This window comes from Candidatus Methylacidiphilales bacterium, from assembly GCA_033875315.1.
Classification (GTDB): domain Bacteria; phylum Verrucomicrobiota; class Verrucomicrobiia; order Methylacidiphilales; family CAZTYG01; genus JANRJG01.
The window spans coordinates 1-15,505 of record JANRJG010000007.1 but is presented as its reverse complement, the minus strand read 5'-3'; the positions used below and the strand labels follow the sequence as shown (position 1 = coordinate 15,505).

The following is a 15,505-nucleotide window of genomic DNA, read 5'->3' as shown; positions in this document are numbered from 1 at the left end:
TCATGATCAAAACCAAATCCGTTTATTCGCCGATTGAGACGAAGAAGGACGGCCTCCGCATCCTGGCCACCCGCATCCGCGGCCGCGGCCTGCCCTCCCGCCGTTACCACGCCTGGATGGCCAATCTGGGGCCGAGCGAATCCCTCCTCCGCAGTTTCCAGGCAGGCCAACTCACCTGGGCCGCGTTTAGCCGTCGTTACCGCAGAGAGCTCTTTGAAGGGGGCTCCATCGATCGACGGAACCCGTTGATCAAGAACCACGGTCAGAAGTTCACTCTCCGACTACTCCAAGCACTCGCTAAACGGGGTCCGGTTACCCTCATGTGCCATTGTCCTCCTGACCAACCCCACTGCCACCGCCACGTCCTTAAGAAGATTCTGGATGGCAAATTATGAAACGCCGAAGCATGTATTCCGAACTGAGTTGGAAGGAACGCGACTTCGAACAATGGTTTATTAAGAATCCGATCCTTCCTTCTCGTGAGCGCCTTTTCGTCGTCCGACAAGAGTCCGCCATCCAGCGCGTGGCCGATCTGGTCTGCTTGGATCGTAAAGGAGGTCTGGTCATTCTGGAGATCAAAAATGAACCCACCCCGCGTTCGATCATCGGACAAGCCCTGGAGTATCTTTCCCAGTTTGAGGGGGTTACAGCCGATGTTCTGGCTGAGGATTTTCCCGGGGGCCTGCTTGAATTCTACCGGTCATTCAAACGATTATTCAAAACCAGTCTCAGGGGAATTTCCAATTACCGGCGCATCCTGCTGGTCGCTCCGAAGTTTGACCCCCATTCCTGTCATGGCATTGAGTTTCTCAACCGAAAGTTCGCGGCCTATAAAATTCAATTTTCCCTCCTGCAAGCGACCCGCACATCGGACGGCTTTATCCTACAAAATGTTGAACCCACACCCCTGGTTCATTCCAGTCAAATGGTCGGACAGTGGGGCTGCACTCCCTATGGGCGATTGGTCTATGTGCTGGAAGGCGGGAGGCCGCAGATTCTCTGGCATCTCGGAAAATGGAAAGACGGCCAACTTCGCTTCTCCCAAGCCGACGCAGTCACCCGCCGGGGTCTTCGCTTCGGCACCCGCCTTCTGGGACCCCAGGCTTTTGACGCCATCGATTTTGCTTGGCGCGATTCATCCTGGGATTGGCACAAGCCCGGGACCCACCGCTGGGCTGCAAAGGTCATTGGAATCGTGGATGCCGAAGCCTGTGGTGCAGGCAAGGGGAAACACGTTTTTTACGCTATGCGCAACGGCGACCGCTGGGGCTACCGGCGACGGGAGTTATCCCTGTTCGAAAAGCGCTGGAAGCGCAGCAACGAAACCTTGCCGTCTTGGTCTGAGATAGTTTCATCGGGACTGACGATCAGAGACCAAGTCCACAGCCCCTGAGCTTGAAGCTGTGGGTCTGGCCGAGGGGGACATCCACTGCGTTCGGAAAAATAAAAACCCGAAGGCACCGGATGGGGCCTTCGGGTTTTTCGGGTAAGAAGACGTGACTTATTTCAGGTGCTTCGAAACGAGCTTGGTCATTTCGAACATCGAAACGGACTTCTTGCCACCGAAGACGGCCTTGAGCTTGTCGTCGGCGTTGATCTGGGTTCTGACCTTCTTGTCCTGGAGTCCGTTCTTCTTGATGTAGTCCCAGAGCTTCTTGGTGAGCTCGGTGCGGGGGAGCGGCTTGGCGCCGACCACGGCCGAAAGGACATCGTCGGGTTGAACGGGCTTCATGAAAGCGGCGTTAGGTTTGCGTGCGGATTTCTTTTTTGCGGTTTTTTTAGCTGCCATGGTGTTTGTTTATGGCATGTCCCCGGGGGAGCACAAGCCCGGATTGAAGGATTTTTACCTATGAAATCCTCTCACGCCACCGGGCCGCGGTCGATGCGCCGGGCCAGATCGATCTTCTCCGGACGCGACAATTCCTCGGTCAGCAGATCGGTGGAGGTACGGAAGCGCTTGACGATGGTTTCGGCCAGTTGGAAGGTGAAGTCCGCCGCCAGCTCCGGCTTGTGGGTCATGAAACTGCGGAATTTGTCGTTGGAAATCTCCAGGGTGCGCACCGGCGTCAGGGCCACGACGCTGGCCGTGGCCACCCCGGGGTCGAAGAGGTTCATCTCGCCGAAGTACTGTCCGGCGGGCAGGATGTCCAACTGGACGTCGGCCCCGTTGACCTGGCGGTTGACGGCCACTTCCCCCGCGACCAGCATGTAGAAATGCCGCTGCAGTTGACCCTCCTGCACCAGAACCGCACCCGCCTTGTAATTGGCCTCGCGGAAGAAAAGGTCGAGCAACTGGATGAAGTTTTCATTGAACCCGCGGAACAGGCTCATGCGGGAGATGTCGCTGAAGTGGATGGCCATGCCGAGGAATGTACTTGAGAATCGGAAAATGTGCATCGAGATTTTCACCATGGAGAAAGCCCAGCGTTTGTTCTACACCGGCCGGGTCCAAGGGGTCGGATTCCGCTACTCCGTCAAGCAGCTCAGTGCGGGCTTCGAGGTCACAGGCACGGTGCGCAACCTCCCCGACGGCCGGGTCGAGCTCCAGGTCCAGGGCGAGGAGTCGGAAATGGCCGCCCTGCTCGAGGCGGTGCGCAAAAGCCACCTCAAGGGTTTCATCCGCGAAATCGAGGGATATGACATCCCGGTCGATCCAAGTTTGCGCGGCTTCTCCATCCTGAATGGGAGCGGATCTTGAATATGGACCCCACCCCCCTGCCCCCCATCCCCGCCGTCCGGGTCGAGAAGCTGACCAAGATCTACCCGCTGCACTGGCGCAGGGGCAACCTCCTCGCCCTGGAGGACCTGGACCTCGATATCCGCCAAGGGGAAATCTTCGGCCTTCTCGGTCCGAACGGCTCGGGCAAAAGCACGACCATGAAACTCCTCCTCGGCCTGGCACGACCCTCGCGCGGCGCGGCCACGGTTTTCGGCCACCGTGCGGGCTCGATGGCTGCGCGCCGGCGGCTCGGCTTCCTGCCGGAAAACCCCTACTTCCCCCAGTTCCTTTCCGGACGCGAAGTCCTGGCCTACTACGGGCGACTGTGTGGTATGGGGGGAGACCCGTTGCGAGGGAGAATCGCGGAGTTGATCGAACTGGTCGGGCTCGGCCAGGCGGGCGAACGCCGGTTGCGCACGTATTCCAAGGGCATGCTCCAGCGCATCGGACTGGCCCAGGCCCTGTTGCACGATCCCGACCTCCTGCTGCTCGATGAACCCACCGCGGGCGTCGACCCGGTGGGCTCGCGCGAAATCCGCGACCTCATGCTCCTGCTCAAGCGTCGCGGGAAAACCGTCATCTTTTCCTCCCACCTCCTGGAGCAGGTGGAGGAGGTGGCCGACCGCGTGGCCATCCTGCACCAAGGCCGGAAGCTGCGCGAGGGCCGCCTGGACGAACTGCTGGTGGTGCCCGAGGAAACCACCCTGCGGGTGCGGGGCCTCCGACCGGAAACCCAGGCCCGGGTGCTGGAGTTGCTCCGCCAGGAAGGCCACCCGGAGGTCAGCGTCTCCCGCCCGCGCATGTCCCTGGAGGATTTTTTCATCCGGGTCCTGCCCGGCAAGGACCAGGAGCCCGTATGAACCGTTCCCTCAATGCCATCGGCGCCATCGCCCGCATCACCCTCACCGAAGCCCTGCGCCAAAAAACGCTCAACATCGTCCTTCTTTTCAGCCTGGTCCTCCTGGGCGGAAGCGACTTCTTCACCCAGTTTTCGTTCCAGGAGGAATTCAAATTCCTCAAGGATCTGGCCTACGCCGTCATCAGCATCAGCGGCTTGTTGGTCGCCCTCATGGGCGCGGCCCAGCTGATTCCGGCCGAAATCGAACGCCGCACGCTCTACACCACGCTGAGCAAACCGGTGCACCGCTTCGAATTCGTTCTGGGCAAATACCTCGGCCTGCTCCTGTTGCTGACCCTGATTGTCGGCATCATGTCGGCGGTATTCTGCGGGGTGTTGTTCTGGAAGGAGGCCCGGGTCACCGGCGACATCCTGGCCGGGGCCTCCGGACCGCTGGATGAGGGGCAACAACGCATGATCGATGCCGTGCGGGCCCAGTCGCGCGACCCCGGGATGATCCAGGCGGTCGCCCTGGTCTGGTGCAAGTTGGCCGTGACGGCGGCCATCTCGGTCTTTTTTTCCACCATCGCCACCTCGACCATCTTCATTGTCTCCACCACGTTGATGATCTACTTTGCCGGCCATCTGCAGGCCGTGGCCCGGCAGTTGTGGCTGCACGAGGAGGCTTCCTCCGGCTTTCTGAAACAGGGGGTCTTGGTGGTGGTTTCCTGGTTGGTGCCCGACTTCCAGGCCTACAACCTCATTGATGAGATCATCGCGGGCAACCCGGTCCACTGGGCCGACTCCGCGCCCATCCTGCTCTATTCCTTCTTTTACGTGGTGGTGATCATGGCCGTGGCCGGACTGGTCTTTGAGGAGCGCGAACTGTGAATTGGATGGGGATGTGGCCGGGGCGGTGGCCGTGGGGGTGGAACCGGACCAGGACCGGAATCGCCATCCTCCTGCTCCTGGCCTGGGGCGCGGTCAAGCTGCCCTGGGAGGAGCAAATGGGCCTGCGCCGCCGCCAGATCATGTATGGGGACACGCCGCCGATCTCGTTTGAACTCCGGGACAGTCTGGGCCAGGGACTGACCCTGGCCGCGCTGGGCGGCTTCCGGGGGCTGGCGGCCAATTTTGTCTGGATTTCCCTAACGGGAGCATGGGAAGAACAACAATGGACCCGCGTCCGCACCCTGGCGGAATTCGCCGTCCTGCTCCAACCCCGGGTGCTTTTCTTCTGGGAGAACGGGGCCTGGCATCTGGCCTGGAATGCCAGCGTCGCGGCGGAAAAATACGCGGCCGCGGGCCAAAGCGACGGCCAGCGCAACCGCGAGTCCCGTCGTTGGATCGAGGCAGGAAGGGTCATGCTGGAACGGGGCCTGTTGGCCATCCCGGAAAAACCCCAGCTCTACATGCGCCTGGGGGAATTGTACCAACAACGGCTGCAGGACTACGAGGCGGCCGCCCGCTGCTACCGCCTGGCGGCCGAGCGCCCGGGCGCCCCGAGCTTTGCCGAACGCTTCGTCGGCTACATGCTCGAGAAAGCCGGACGCAAACAGGAAGCCTACGACTACTGGCTCACCCTCTGGCACAGCTCCGCCGAACACCCGCCGGGCACTCCGCGGCAATGGCCAAAAATCGAACAACAAATGCGCGCCCTCGAGCGCGAGTTGAATATCCCGGCTGACAAACGGGTTTTTAACCCGTAGTTTCCACCCACGCATGCGCTACGGGATCTTCGCCGATATCCACAGCAACCAGGAAGCCCTGGAAGCGGTGCTGGACGACATGCAGGTTCAGAAGCTCAACCAGCTCGTGTGCTTGGGCGACATCGTGGGCTACAACGCCAACCCGGCCGAATGCCTCGAGATGGTCCGTTCCCTGGGCTGTCCGGTGGTCAAGGGCAACCACGATGAAGAAGCCTCCGAGGACCGGAACATCGAGCACTTCAGCGAACTGGCCTATATCTCGATGAAGCACACCCGCGACAGCCTGAATGAGGAGCAGAAACGCTACCTGCGCACCCTGCCCATGCAGCGCAATGTCGGCGATTTCGCCATCGTCCATTCCTCTCTCGACGGCCCGGCCCGCTGGATCTACGTCTTCAGCTCGCAGGAAGCCGAGGAAAGCTTCGTTTACCAGCGCACCCACCTCTGCTTTTTCGGCCACACGCATGTGCCCAACGCCTTCATCCACGATGGCACGACCCACGAGTGTTTCTACCGCAAGCTCAGTCTCCAGGAGGACAAGAAGTATTTCATCAACTGCGGGTCCGTCGGCCAGCCCCGCGACGGAGACTGGCGCGCGGCCTACGCCATCTACGACTCCGAGACCCATACCATTGACCTGCGGCGGGTGCCGTATGACTTGGCGCGCGCGCAGGAAAAAATCCTCAAGGCCGGCCTGCCCGAACGGCTGGCCGAGCGGCTGGCCAATGCCGTCTGACCGTCGGACGGGCGGACCATCCCGCTCGCGCAGGGCATGAAGATCCTTGTCATCAAACCAACCGCCCTGGGTGATGTCGCCCAGGCCTTGAAGGTGGTCCCTTGGTTGAAACGCAGCGGGGTCGCCCATCAATTGGACTGGGTTGTCGACACGGACTACCTGCCCGTGCTGGAGGTTTGTCCGGATATCGACCGGCGGATCCCCTTTCCCCGCAGAGCCTGGCGCGGTGGATTCCGGCCCTTGGAAATGCTGGCCTGGGCCCGGGGTCTGAGGGGGGATCGCTATGATGTGGTGCTCGACCTTCAAGGGCTGGCCCGCAGTGCACTCATGACCCGGGTGGCCCGGGCGGGAATCCGGGTCGGACTGGCCTCGGCACGCGAAGGGGCAAAATGGGTTTATGATCGGCGGGTGCCCGACGTTCAGACGCACGCGGTGGATCGCTACGCGGCAGCGGTTGCTTCGATCATCGGTCCGGGAACGGCCGTGACTCCGCTGACATTTTCCCGCCCCGAAAAGGCCCTGCCCATGGGCTTGGAGGCCGGAGGGTACACCGTCTTCCATCCCTACTCCCTCTGGCAGACCAAACTCTGGCCATGGGAATCCTTCCGCAAACTGGAACAGGCCCTGGAGGGCGAGACCGTGGTGTGGGTCGGTTCCGGGCCTTTTTTTCCGACCGCTTCGGCCCGCTCGGTGGATATGCGTGGAAAGACCCCGTTGCCGGATTTGCTCGCCCTCCTGGCCGGAGCCCGGGCCGTCATCGGCACCGATTCCGGACCGGCCCACTTGGCCGCACTTTTCGATGTTCCCGTCATCACCCTTTTTGGTGCGACCGATCCGGATCTGACCGGACCGGTGGCGGCCAAAGGGGAGTGCTTGGTGACCGAAGGGCCGCCCTGCCGCCCCTGCCGATCCCGGACCTGCAACTGGGAAACCCCGATGGCCTGTCTCTCCGACCTGTCCGTCGAGCGGGTCCACAGTATATGGAAGCGCTGGACCCGTTTGTAAGCCGGAACGATGTCGTAGAAATGGCGCAGAGTCGCCGGGTATGATTCAGCAGACGGGGGAGAAAAGGGATCCAGCGAGGGGCGCGCAAAAGAATAAGCCGCCCAACACCCTTTCTTCCTCTGCGTCCGATGTGCTCATCCGCCTTCCCGTAAGGCGCCCTTGATGGAAGAAACCCTTGAAAAAAGGCTGAATCGCCTGAATCCACCCCTCATCCGACGCGTCAGAATATTACTTTTTGATGCCTTCACTCAAAAAAAGAACCCTTAATATTTCCATATTAGAGAAAAGAATATACGTAAGTGCCTGCAAATCATAGTCTTGAATTTTAATTATGGGGATTGGCATTAAAGTTGCATGCCTGTCGCCTGTATGGCACGTTGGAAGGATTCACTCAAACCATGCACAACAGCCAACCAAGGACACCAAACATGAAAACACGTACACGTAAAAACCGCAAATGGTCCGCCACCCTCGTGATGGACGAAATCAAAGCCTGGCACGCCGCCGACAAGCCGCTTTACTCGCACTTCGTCCGCCAGAATTTCCAAGAATTGCTGGCCGCCGGCATCCGTTACTACGGCAACTGGCAGGCTGCCGTCGCCGCCGCTGGAATCGCCTACGAAGATGTCCGCAAATACCAGAACTGGTCCAAGCCGGTCATCGTCCAGAAGATCCAGGAACTTTACCAACAGGGCGTCGATCTCTCCTTCCGCTCCATGATGCTGAGCAAATACAACTCCATGGTCTATGCCGCCATCCGCCCGAACCACTTCGGTTCCTGGAAGTCGGCCCTGACCGCGGCCGGCCTGGCTCCGGAGGATATTTATCGTTACCGCTCCTGGGATGAGAGCACGATCATCGACGAGATCCGCAAACTCAAAAACCAAGGCGCGGACCTCAGCTCCAAGACCATGGACGAAACCGCCAACCCGCTCATCGCCACCGCCCGCCGCCGCTTCGGCAATTGGGGCACGGCCGTGGAAAAAGCCGGGATCGACTACGATTCCGTCCGCCGCCGCCGCCGCTGGAGCCGGGAGCAAATCGTCGAGGGCATCCAAGAGCTGCGCCAGCAGGGCGTCCGCCTTCAGAGCGGGGAAGTCCGCCAGAAGGCCCCGGCACTCTTCGCCGCCGCCTGCAAGCCGCGCTTCTTCGGCTCCTGGAGAAAAGCCCTTCAGGCCGCCGCGGTCTGAACCGACCAATTCCGGATAGACAAAACCCCGGCGGGTCAATCCGCCGGGGTTTTTTGTTTTCCCACCCCATGCCTTGGGTAGGAACTCCGGGGAAATGATTCCCCGGCTACAATCGGAGTCTCCAAGATCTGCTACGGCAGAAGGCGATTCCCATCCCTGTGGGCCAGGTCATGGACTGGGCTGGTAAAGACTATCTTCATACCCAATCCTTTTGAGTGAGCGATAAATTAACCTACGGGAGGGCGAAGCTCCCGCTGAGCCGCCCAGCCGCCCAAGGGAGAAAGACCTCAAATCGGCTCGGCAGGAGCCTCGCCCTCCCGTTGAACGTGTCGCTCAGTCCATGCGATTGGATATCAGGGCGCCTTTCAATCAACCATCCGTCAAACCGGCCAGCCAGCGCTCGCAGTCGATTGCGGCCATGCAGCCCATGCCCGCCGCCGTCACCGCCTGGCGGTAGACCGAGTCCGCGCAATCGCCGCCGACAAAGACCCCTTCCACACTGGTTCGGCTCCCGCCGTGCAACCGCACGTATCCGGCCTCGTCCAGATCCAGTTGTCCCTGGAAGATCCGGGTGTTGGGTGTATGGCCGACCGCGACAAAAACCCCGGCGCATTCCAGGAGGGAGATCTCGCCCGACTTCAGATTCTTCAATTTGACCCCGGTGACCCGGTCCTGGGCCGGATCGAGAATGCCCTCGACCACCGAATCCCAAACCGGCCGTATCTTCGGATTGGCCAGGGTGCGTTCGGCCATGATGCGCGACGCCCGCAGGGTGTCGCGACGGTGGATCAAATAGACAACAGAGCCAAAACGGGTCAGGTACATCGCTTCTTCACAGGCAGAATCGCCGCCGCCCACCACGACCAGCGGCTGGTTGCGGAACATCGGGAGGGCTCCGTCGCAGGTGGCACAATAGGTCACGCCCTTGTTTTCCAGAAGCTGCTCCCCGGGAATGCCGAGGTGTCGGTGGCCGGCCCCGACGGCGATGATGATCGAGCGGGTTTGGATTTGTTTATTGTCGACGGTGAGGGTGAACGGCCGTTTGGAAAGGTCGACCGAATCGACCGTGCTCATGTATTGGACGCGCGTTCCGAAACGTGTGGCCTGTTCCTGCATCTCGACCATGAGCTGGTTGCCGTCAATGCCCTTGGAGAAGCCGGGGAAATTTTCGACGATGGTGGTGGTGGTGAGGAGGCCGCCGGGTTGGATGCCGGTGATGAGGAGGGGTTGGAGATTGGCCCGTGCGGTGTAAACGGCGGCGGTCCAACCCGCACAGCCCGACCCAATGATGACGACATTTTCCATAGGTATTGAAGGGGCAATGTAGTCACCGGCGGGGCCATGCCAAGGGGAAAGCAAGACCCCCTGCCGTGCTTTTCCACCTGTACAAAGCGGGGACGGATCTGTAAACAACAGGGATGCAACCGGACAAACTCGAGGAAATCTTCCGTCTCCAGGACCAGCTCAACCAACGCATCGGCATGCACGCCGACCGCCTGACCGAAGAAGAAAAAGTCAAGTGGGTGCTCAACTACACCCGGGCCATGAACCAGGAGCTGGCTGAACTCGTCGACTCCGTGCCGTGGAAGTGGTGGGCCAAGTACCAACAGTTCGACCAGCAAAACGCCCGGGTCGAGGTGGTCGATCTTTTCCATTTCCTCATCTCCATCGCCCAGGTGCTGGGCATGAGCGCGGAGGATGTCTACCAGGCCTACCTGAAGAAAAACCAGGTCAACCACCAGCGCCAGGACAGTGGTTACACCGCCAAAGACGAGACCGATTCCAAACACATTTGAGGCCCGGGCCCTTGCTGCGTCTTTTGTAGCCGGGGAATCCTTTCCCCGGACTCCCTCCCACCTTCACCTTCAGCTCTTGGAGCTCAGGGCTTGGGCGTATCCAACATCACCGGCGCGGTCTCGGGGGCGGGAAGGGCCTTGAGTTTCTGGGAAACTTCCGCGGCATAAGCCCCGGCACGACCCGTGGCCAGATAATCGGAAAGTACCGTGCGCGCCGCCGTGGTTTCTTTTTTGGCCAGATGAATCCGCGCCATGCCGAGGACCGCACCACCGAGCAACGGGTGGGTCGGTTTTGCGTTGTGGACAAGCTCGTAGGCCTGCAGGGCTTCGTCCAGCCGGCCGGCCGCTTCGAGCGTCTCGGCACGGGAAAGCTGCATCAGGGGATAGAAGGAATGACTGCGGTAATCGCGCAGGAATTGGTCGGTGTAGGCCAGGGCCTCGTTCCAATCCGATTTTTCCCGGGCGGCGCCAGCCAGGCGCATCAAAGCCAAGGGGGCGGCCGGAGTGTCGGCATGGGTTTGGAGGATTTTTTTCCAAGCGGTGGGTTCGCTGGCATGCACGAGCTGGTTGCAGGCTTCCTCGGCGGCGGCTTGGCGCCCCTGCCACCACCAAACGCCGGCGGCGACGGCCAGAAAAACCAGAACGGCGATGGCACCGACGGTGCTTTGGTTTTTTTCAAGCCATGAAGCGGGCTCATCGATGACGCGGGGATCGTCGTGGGCGAATTCAGATTCGGGAACCATAAGAGCCCGTCATGGTGGGCAAGGAGAATGCTCTCGGCAAGGGCAAAAGACGGCACTTGCCGTGTGACCGAAGCCCCGGCAGTGTCTGCCCTCATGTCCCGAACCCAGTTCCTGATTTTGAATGTGTTGGCCGGCTTGTTTGCCCTGTTGGTGGCCGTCAAAATCATCCTCGTCATCGAAACCAGCAGCCGACAGGGCAAGATGTTGGCCGCGCAGGCCACCATCACCCAGGCCCAGCGGGCCGAACCGCTCCTGCGCGAATTGGTGCTCCGACTGGCCCAAGAAGCCCAGCGGGAACCGGACCTCAACGATCTGCTCCGGCAACACAACCTGAAGGTCAACCTGCCCAAGAAAAGCCCGTCCTCGGGCACGCCCCAGACCGCGGCCCCCGCCTCCGCCACCCCTACCTCCACCCCCTCCCCTTCCAGATAGGCTGATTATGGACAAAAACTATTCCCCCTTCACGCCCTTGGTCATCGTACTGGCCGCCCTTGTGCTGTTTTCCTCCTTCGATCTTTTCGTGACCCTGCGTCAGCGCAGCGCCCTTGGCGCCCAGTGGTCGCAGATGGTGAAAGTCCTCCCGGAAGCGCAACGGATCAACCAGACCATGATCAGCATCAGCCGCGACCTCATCGCCCTGGCCCCCCGCAGCCCCGGCGCCAAGCGCCTGGTGGAAGACTTCAAGATCCAGGCCGTACGCCCGTCCGCTCCCGACAAAAAAGAGAAGTAGTCCTCCGCCTCAGGGCTGGGGCTTGGTGGCCCGGACCAGGTAGGTCACCCGGTGGACGCCTTGGAGGTAACCGAAATCTTCCGCGTTGAGATTTTCCCTCGCCCGCAGGGCCGAGGTGTTCTGGTTGAGCTGCGGAATGAGCGACATGGCCACGCTCATGGTCAGACTGTTGGCCTCGGCATTGGCCACCGGTTCCGGAGTCTGGGGATAGCGGATGATTTTCAAGGCCCCGGCTTCCTCGGCCGACACCGTGCCGACCGACTTGCCTGTTGTATCCATCAATTCCACCGTGCCCTCGGCGATCCACACATCGGTCACCGTGGGCAGGGCCACGGCCACAAAATCCGTGCCCCGGGCCGCGGCGATGGCCTGGGGGGTTTGGACCTGGTAGTCGACATTCTTGTTGAACGAACGGATCTTGTTGAAAACCGCGCCCGACTTGAGGTTGATGCGCACCTTCTCCACCCCTGTTCCGGCGGGTGCTTCCAAACTGAGCGTGCCCACGCTGCCGGCGATGAAACGCGCTGCGGAACGCTCGCCGATCGTGACCCCGGCCTGGCTATCCGGGCCACAACGAAGGGTACTGCCGGCAGGCAAAACCGTGCCAACGGTAACCGGAGAAAACTTTGCCGGGTCTGTGGGTGGAGCCGCTTCCACCGTTCCGGCCACCAAGGCCACCCGGATTTCCCCGGGATTCTGGGGGGCCCGGACCGGTTCGATCCATTCCGCCACCACTTCCAGGAACAATTCCGCCTTGTCCCGGGCGGCATCCTTGCGCACCAGATAGCGGTCCCCCACCCGCACGAAATCCCCCGGACGGACAATCACCGCCCCCGGCGAAACCACCCGCACGTCGGGTTCCAGGAAGGCCTTGAACGGTGTGGCGGCCTGATAAGCGACGAGATCGTCCGCCGTTTGCGCATGGGAATGGGAAATGGGGAGGGAGGCCGCAAGCAAGCCAAGGAAAAGGAAGAGGGGCCAATGAACGGAAGTGGATGTTCTCATATGCTCTAGGATGCACCAGATTGAAAAATAATCCAATGAACCAGAAATAAATCACTCCGCCGGGACGTCCGGGACCGTGGCCGGGCGACCGTTGTCGCGTGGGCCAAGCTTGAGGATGAATGGCCCGGCCGCGAGCACCCAATCCTCAGGCCCGGGATAGGCCGCGGCCCCGTCCTCGAAACACGACCGCAACATGTCGGTATCAATGATCCCCGGGTTCAGGGCCACTGCGGCCATGCCAGCCGGCAATTCCTGGGCCAGGGCCGCGGTCAATCCCTCCACCGCCCACTTGCTGGCACAATAAGGCGCCACCTGGGGCGCGGCGGACCGACCCCAGCCGGAACTGAAATTGACCACCACCCCGCGACCCCGGGCCACCATCGCCGGTAGAAAATGGCGGAGCACGCGGGCCATGCCGTTGACATTGATGTCAATGAGGGCTTCAAATTCCGGGCCCGGCACCTGCCACAGGGGGGCGGAAGTGTTGATGACGGCGGCGTTGTTGATCAGGAGATCCGGGGGGCCATAGTTTTCCAGCACCTGCCCGGCCCATCGGGTGATCGAGGATTCCTCCCGGAGGTCCACCGCCATGAAGTCGTGGGGGGTCGGATGGGCCTCGCTCAAAGCGGCCAGCGCCCGTGCATCGCGGCCGCACCCCAGAACCGTGTGGCCTTCCCCCGCAAAAAAATCGACCAGTGCACGTCCGCAGCCGCGGGTGGCCCCGGTGAGGGCGATGACTTTTTTGGCCATGGCCCCATCTTCTCCCGTCCCCACCCGCATGTCCAGTGGACGATCGCCCGGCTTTCCCGGAAGTCCCCCCGTTTATTGGAAAGTGACAAGGCCTCGCCTCCGGGTTTATGCTCAACACCTTACACACGCATGAAACAGTCCCTCCGTAGCCTGCTGGCCGTCGGTTTTATGGTCCTCGTCGGTGCCTGTGCCCATCAACAGATCCCGCCTACGGAAGGCCAGGCGGGTTCCACCCAGAATGGCACCTCGGACACCCAAGCCGCTCCCCCTCTTTCCACTGCCGCTCCCCTTCCTTCCGCTCCAACTGTCGCCGATCCCTCGGGCAAACCGGCTTTGCTCTTGCAGCTTTCCGCGCCGGAATCCGCCGAACGTGGCTCCGACATCCCCCTGACCTTGACGGCAACCAACCCGGGCGGGGTCGCCCTGAACCATGTCCGGATCGAAGCGGGCAAGGGCAACGACGCCGTCCTGCCGGGCAACGGAAAAGGGGAACCCCTCCACGTGGGCCCTCTGGCCCCGGGCGAAACACGCGTGATCTCCTGCACCATCCGGAGTGCCAAACTGGGTCCGCTCGCCCTGGCCGTTCGTGCCCTCAGCAATGAATGCCGCTCGGAAGACGTGCGCACCCAAATCCGCGTGGTCGGGCCCGCACTCAAGGCCCGCATCACCGCGCCCGCCTCCACCACCCGGGGCGGCCCCCTCAGTTACGAGATCACGGTCACCAACGAGGGCGAGGGCAAGGCTGTCGGCGTCGTCCTGACCAGTCCGCTCACTTCCGGGTGCACCTTCGTCTCCGCCTCCCATGGCGGGAAGTTGGTGAAAAACCTCATCACCTGGCCCGCCGTGGACATGGGACCCAACACCACCACTTCCGTGCGGGTCGAGGTCCGCCCGGCCAACACCCGGACCGTCCGCACCGAGGCTTCCGTGCGCGATGCCGCATCGGTCACCGCCAGCGCCTCGGCCCAAACTGCGGTCACCGGCCTGTCCGCCCTCTTGCTCGAAGTCACCGACGCCCCGGATCCCATCGAGGTCGGGGGCACCACCGCCTACACCATCCGCGCCACCAACCAGGGCTCGGCCCCGGACCAAAACATCACCCTCGTCTGCACCCTCGAGGACAACGAAATGTTTGTCTCGGCCGGCGGGGCCACCACAGCCACGAGCAATGGCGGGGTCATCACGTTTTCCCCCTTGCCCACCCTGGAAGCCGGGGCCACCGCCATTTGGAAAGTCACGGTCAAGGGAGCCAAGGCCAGCGACAGCCGTTTCAAGGTCTCGCTGACCTCCACCGCCCTTGTCCGTCCGGTTGAAGAAACCGAGTCGACCAAAATCTACTGATCCCGGTTGTCTCCGGCGCCCGCCCCGTTATGCTCGCGGACGCATGAAGAAATACCTCGCAGAATTCATCGGAACCTTCTTCCTCGTCTCCACCGTCGGACACACCGTGATCCACGGAGGAGAAGGGGTCATCCCTCCCCTTGCCATCGGCTCGATCCTGATGGTGATGATCTTCGCGCTCGGCCACGTCTCGGGCGCGCACTTCAATCCGGCTGTCACCCTGGCCGTTTGGATGCGGGGCAAATGTCCGGCTTCCGATGTCCCCGGCTACCTGGCCGGGCAGTTCCTCGGCGCCCTGGCCGCGGCTTTTGTCGTGGGCTACATGAAAGGCTGCCCCGGCGATATCGAACCGATCGTCTTTGCCAATGGCCCGTTCATCCCCCTGCTGGCGGAATTTTTCGGGGCTTTCGCCATCGCCTTCGTGGTCCTGAATGTGGCCACGACCAAGGCCAATGCGGGCAATTCCTTCTACGGACTGGCCATCGGCTTCACCGTCGTGGCCTGCGCCTTCGCCCTCGGCGGCTATTCCGGCGGCGCCTTCAATCCGGCCGTGGCCCTCGGCATCACCACCCTGGGACTGAACAGCTTCGCCAACATCTGGATCCATCTGGTGGGCGGGTTTGCCGGTGGCGCGGTCGCCGCCCTGGCCTTCGGCTTCCTCAGCCCCGGGGACAAGGCTTCCTGATCCGAAACCCATCAAAGCCCGTCCAATCAAAAGCCCCGGTCCTCCGGGGCTTTTTGTTGAGCGGCTCTCCAATTCAATCAGCAACGCGTTTTCGTGCTGACGGGAACGGAGGCACGCGCGCTAGAGCAATTCCGGATTAGATAGGCACAATAGACTGTACAATCCCTGTCCGATGCCGTACCAAACTGGGGATGAACCCATTGAGTGCAGATTTAAGGAAGCGGATCATTGCAGCGCGTAAAAAAGGCCACCGTATCG

Annotated in this window: 20 protein-coding genes; 14 read left to right on the top strand and 6 right to left on the bottom strand. The window is 61.6% G+C overall.

Annotated features, from left to right (window positions below):
* Window positions 1–2 precede the first annotated feature (2 nt).
* A complete protein-coding gene (locus SFU85_02250) occupies window positions 3–395 on the top strand; it encodes a DUF488 family protein (GenBank protein ID MDX6765591.1) in 393 nt (130 codons plus the stop codon).
* On the top strand, window positions 392–1,393 hold the full coding sequence (locus SFU85_02245) for a hypothetical protein (protein ID MDX6765590.1): 1,002 nt from the start codon (window positions 392–394) through the stop codon (window positions 1,391–1,393). The genes SFU85_02250 and SFU85_02245 overlap by 4 nt, the downstream gene beginning before the upstream one ends.
* Window positions 1,394–1,501: 108 nt before the next feature.
* Here SFU85_02245 and SFU85_02240 read toward each other — a convergent pair whose 3' ends face one another.
* Window positions 1,502–1,732 carry an SWIB/MDM2 domain-containing protein gene (locus tag SFU85_02240; protein MDX6765589.1) on the bottom strand — a complete coding sequence of 77 codons (231 nt, stop codon included), beginning with the start codon at window positions 1,730–1,732 and terminating at the stop codon, window positions 1,502–1,504.
* A gap of 128 nt (window positions 1,733–1,860) precedes the next feature.
* Complete coding sequence (locus SFU85_02235) at window positions 1,861–2,361, bottom strand: cyclic nucleotide-binding domain-containing protein (protein ID MDX6765588.1); 501 nt, start codon at window positions 2,359–2,361, stop codon at window positions 1,861–1,863.
* Between the two features lie 28 nt (window positions 2,362–2,389).
* Here SFU85_02235 and SFU85_02230 point away from each other — a divergent pair, with 28 nt between their 5' ends.
* From SFU85_02230 to SFU85_02200, 7 genes are all read left to right on the top strand, one after another.
* Entirely contained in the window at window positions 2,390–2,698 is a 309-nt protein-coding gene (locus SFU85_02230; protein MDX6765587.1) for an acylphosphatase, read from the top strand.
* Window positions 2,699–2,700: 2 nt separating this feature from the next.
* The gene (locus tag SFU85_02225) at window positions 2,701–3,579 is read left to right on the top strand and encodes an ABC transporter ATP-binding protein (protein MDX6765586.1); all 879 of its coding nucleotides are present in this window, start codon (window positions 2,701–2,703) and stop codon (window positions 3,577–3,579) included.
* Complete coding sequence (locus tag SFU85_02220) at window positions 3,576–4,448, top strand: ABC transporter permease subunit (GenBank protein ID MDX6765585.1); 873 nt, start codon at window positions 3,576–3,578, stop codon at window positions 4,446–4,448. Before SFU85_02225 ends, SFU85_02220 begins: the two co-directional genes overlap by 4 nt.
* A gap of 11 nt (window positions 4,449–4,459) precedes the next feature.
* Window positions 4,460–5,266, top strand: a complete 807-nt coding sequence (locus SFU85_02215) for a hypothetical protein (protein MDX6765584.1) — start codon at window positions 4,460–4,462, stop codon at window positions 5,264–5,266.
* 13 nt (window positions 5,267–5,279) lie between these two features.
* Window positions 5,280–6,002: a metallophosphoesterase family protein gene (locus tag SFU85_02210; protein ID MDX6765583.1), complete on the top strand. Its 723-nt coding sequence runs from the start codon at window positions 5,280–5,282 to the stop codon at window positions 6,000–6,002.
* A gap of 36 nt (window positions 6,003–6,038) precedes the next feature.
* Entirely contained in the window at window positions 6,039–7,007 is a 969-nt protein-coding gene (locus tag SFU85_02205; GenBank protein ID MDX6765582.1) for a glycosyltransferase family 9 protein, read from the top strand.
* A gap of 428 nt (window positions 7,008–7,435) precedes the next feature.
* Complete coding sequence (locus SFU85_02200; protein ID MDX6765581.1) at window positions 7,436–8,197, top strand: hypothetical protein; 762 nt, start codon at window positions 7,436–7,438, stop codon at window positions 8,195–8,197.
* Between the two features lie 369 nt (window positions 8,198–8,566).
* Here the strand turns inward: SFU85_02200 and trxB are convergent, their stop codons facing one another.
* A complete protein-coding gene (gene trxB / locus SFU85_02195) occupies window positions 8,567–9,502 on the bottom strand; it encodes a thioredoxin-disulfide reductase (protein ID MDX6765580.1) in 936 nt (311 codons plus the stop codon).
* Window positions 9,503–9,615: 113 nt separating this feature from the next.
* On the opposite strand from trxB, the gene SFU85_02190 reads away from it, so the two are divergent.
* Complete coding sequence (locus SFU85_02190) at window positions 9,616–9,993, top strand: dUTPase (GenBank protein ID MDX6765579.1); 378 nt, start codon at window positions 9,616–9,618, stop codon at window positions 9,991–9,993.
* An 83-nt stretch (window positions 9,994–10,076) separates the two neighbouring features.
* On the opposite strand, the gene SFU85_02185 is transcribed toward SFU85_02190, so the two are convergent.
* Window positions 10,077–10,736 (bottom strand): hypothetical protein, encoded by a 660-nt coding sequence (locus SFU85_02185; GenBank protein MDX6765578.1) that lies wholly within the window; start codon window positions 10,734–10,736, stop codon window positions 10,077–10,079.
* Window positions 10,737–10,829: 93 nt separating this feature from the next.
* Here SFU85_02185 and SFU85_02180 point away from each other — a divergent pair, with 93 nt between their 5' ends.
* Both SFU85_02180 and SFU85_02175 read left to right on the top strand, forming a co-directional pair.
* Entirely contained in the window at window positions 10,830–11,168 is a 339-nt protein-coding gene (locus SFU85_02180) for a hypothetical protein (protein ID MDX6765577.1), read from the top strand.
* Window positions 11,169–11,175: 7 nt separating this feature from the next.
* Entirely contained in the window at window positions 11,176–11,466 is a 291-nt protein-coding gene (locus SFU85_02175; GenBank protein ID MDX6765576.1) for a hypothetical protein, read from the top strand.
* Window positions 11,467–11,475: 9 nt separating this feature from the next.
* Here SFU85_02175 and SFU85_02170 read toward each other — a convergent pair whose 3' ends face one another.
* Together SFU85_02170 and SFU85_02165 are read right to left on the bottom strand one after the other, a co-directional pair.
* A complete protein-coding gene (locus SFU85_02170) occupies window positions 11,476–12,471 on the bottom strand; it encodes a FecR family protein (protein ID MDX6765575.1) in 996 nt (331 codons plus the stop codon).
* A 51-nt stretch (window positions 12,472–12,522) separates the two neighbouring features.
* Entirely contained in the window at window positions 12,523–13,221 is a 699-nt protein-coding gene (locus tag SFU85_02165) for an SDR family NAD(P)-dependent oxidoreductase (protein ID MDX6765574.1), read from the bottom strand.
* Window positions 13,222–13,350: 129 nt separating this feature from the next.
* Between SFU85_02165 and SFU85_02160 the strand changes: the two genes are divergently transcribed.
* Together SFU85_02160 and SFU85_02155 are read left to right on the top strand one after the other, a co-directional pair.
* Window positions 13,351–14,562, top strand: coding sequence for a hypothetical protein (locus tag SFU85_02160; protein MDX6765573.1), 1,212 nt, complete (start codon window positions 13,351–13,353; stop codon window positions 14,560–14,562).
* A 43-nt stretch (window positions 14,563–14,605) separates the two neighbouring features.
* Window positions 14,606–15,247 (top strand): aquaporin, encoded by a 642-nt coding sequence (locus SFU85_02155; GenBank protein ID MDX6765572.1) that lies wholly within the window; start codon window positions 14,606–14,608, stop codon window positions 15,245–15,247.
* Window positions 15,248–15,505: the final 258 nt, after the last annotated feature.

Coding starts and splice junctions, on each gene's coding strand:
- SFU85_02250 (MDX6765591.1), top strand. CDS start 3: ATGATCAAAACCAAATCCGTTTATTCGCCGATTGAGACGAAGAAGGAC.
- SFU85_02245 (MDX6765590.1), top strand. CDS start 392: ATGAAACGCCGAAGCATGTATTCCGAACTGAGTTGGAAGGAACGCGAC.
- SFU85_02240 (MDX6765589.1), bottom strand. CDS start 1,732: ATGAAGCCCGTTCAACCCGACGATGTCCTTTCGGCCGTGGTCGGCGCC.
- SFU85_02235 (MDX6765588.1), bottom strand. CDS start 2,361: ATGGCCATCCACTTCAGCGACATCTCCCGCATGAGCCTGTTCCGCGGG.
- SFU85_02230 (MDX6765587.1), top strand. CDS start 2,390: ATGTGCATCGAGATTTTCACCATGGAGAAAGCCCAGCGTTTGTTCTAC.
- SFU85_02225 (MDX6765586.1), top strand. CDS start 2,701: ATGGACCCCACCCCCCTGCCCCCCATCCCCGCCGTCCGGGTCGAGAAG.
- SFU85_02220 (MDX6765585.1), top strand. CDS start 3,576: ATGAACCGTTCCCTCAATGCCATCGGCGCCATCGCCCGCATCACCCTC.
- SFU85_02215 (MDX6765584.1), top strand. CDS start 4,460: ATGTGGCCGGGGCGGTGGCCGTGGGGGTGGAACCGGACCAGGACCGGA.
- SFU85_02210 (MDX6765583.1), top strand. CDS start 5,280: ATGCGCTACGGGATCTTCGCCGATATCCACAGCAACCAGGAAGCCCTG.
- SFU85_02205 (MDX6765582.1), top strand. CDS start 6,039: ATGAAGATCCTTGTCATCAAACCAACCGCCCTGGGTGATGTCGCCCAG.
- SFU85_02200 (MDX6765581.1), top strand. CDS start 7,436: ATGAAAACACGTACACGTAAAAACCGCAAATGGTCCGCCACCCTCGTG.
- trxB (MDX6765580.1), bottom strand. CDS start 9,502: ATGGAAAATGTCGTCATCATTGGGTCGGGCTGTGCGGGTTGGACCGCC.
- SFU85_02190 (MDX6765579.1), top strand. CDS start 9,616: ATGCAACCGGACAAACTCGAGGAAATCTTCCGTCTCCAGGACCAGCTC.
- SFU85_02185 (MDX6765578.1), bottom strand. CDS start 10,736: ATGGTTCCCGAATCTGAATTCGCCCACGACGATCCCCGCGTCATCGAT.
- SFU85_02180 (MDX6765577.1), top strand. CDS start 10,830: ATGTCCCGAACCCAGTTCCTGATTTTGAATGTGTTGGCCGGCTTGTTT.
- SFU85_02175 (MDX6765576.1), top strand. CDS start 11,176: ATGGACAAAAACTATTCCCCCTTCACGCCCTTGGTCATCGTACTGGCC.
- SFU85_02170 (MDX6765575.1), bottom strand. CDS start 12,471: ATGAGAACATCCACTTCCGTTCATTGGCCCCTCTTCCTTTTCCTTGGC.
- SFU85_02165 (MDX6765574.1), bottom strand. CDS start 13,221: ATGGCCAAAAAAGTCATCGCCCTCACCGGGGCCACCCGCGGCTGCGGA.
- SFU85_02160 (MDX6765573.1), top strand. CDS start 13,351: ATGAAACAGTCCCTCCGTAGCCTGCTGGCCGTCGGTTTTATGGTCCTC.
- SFU85_02155 (MDX6765572.1), top strand. CDS start 14,606: ATGAAGAAATACCTCGCAGAATTCATCGGAACCTTCTTCCTCGTCTCC.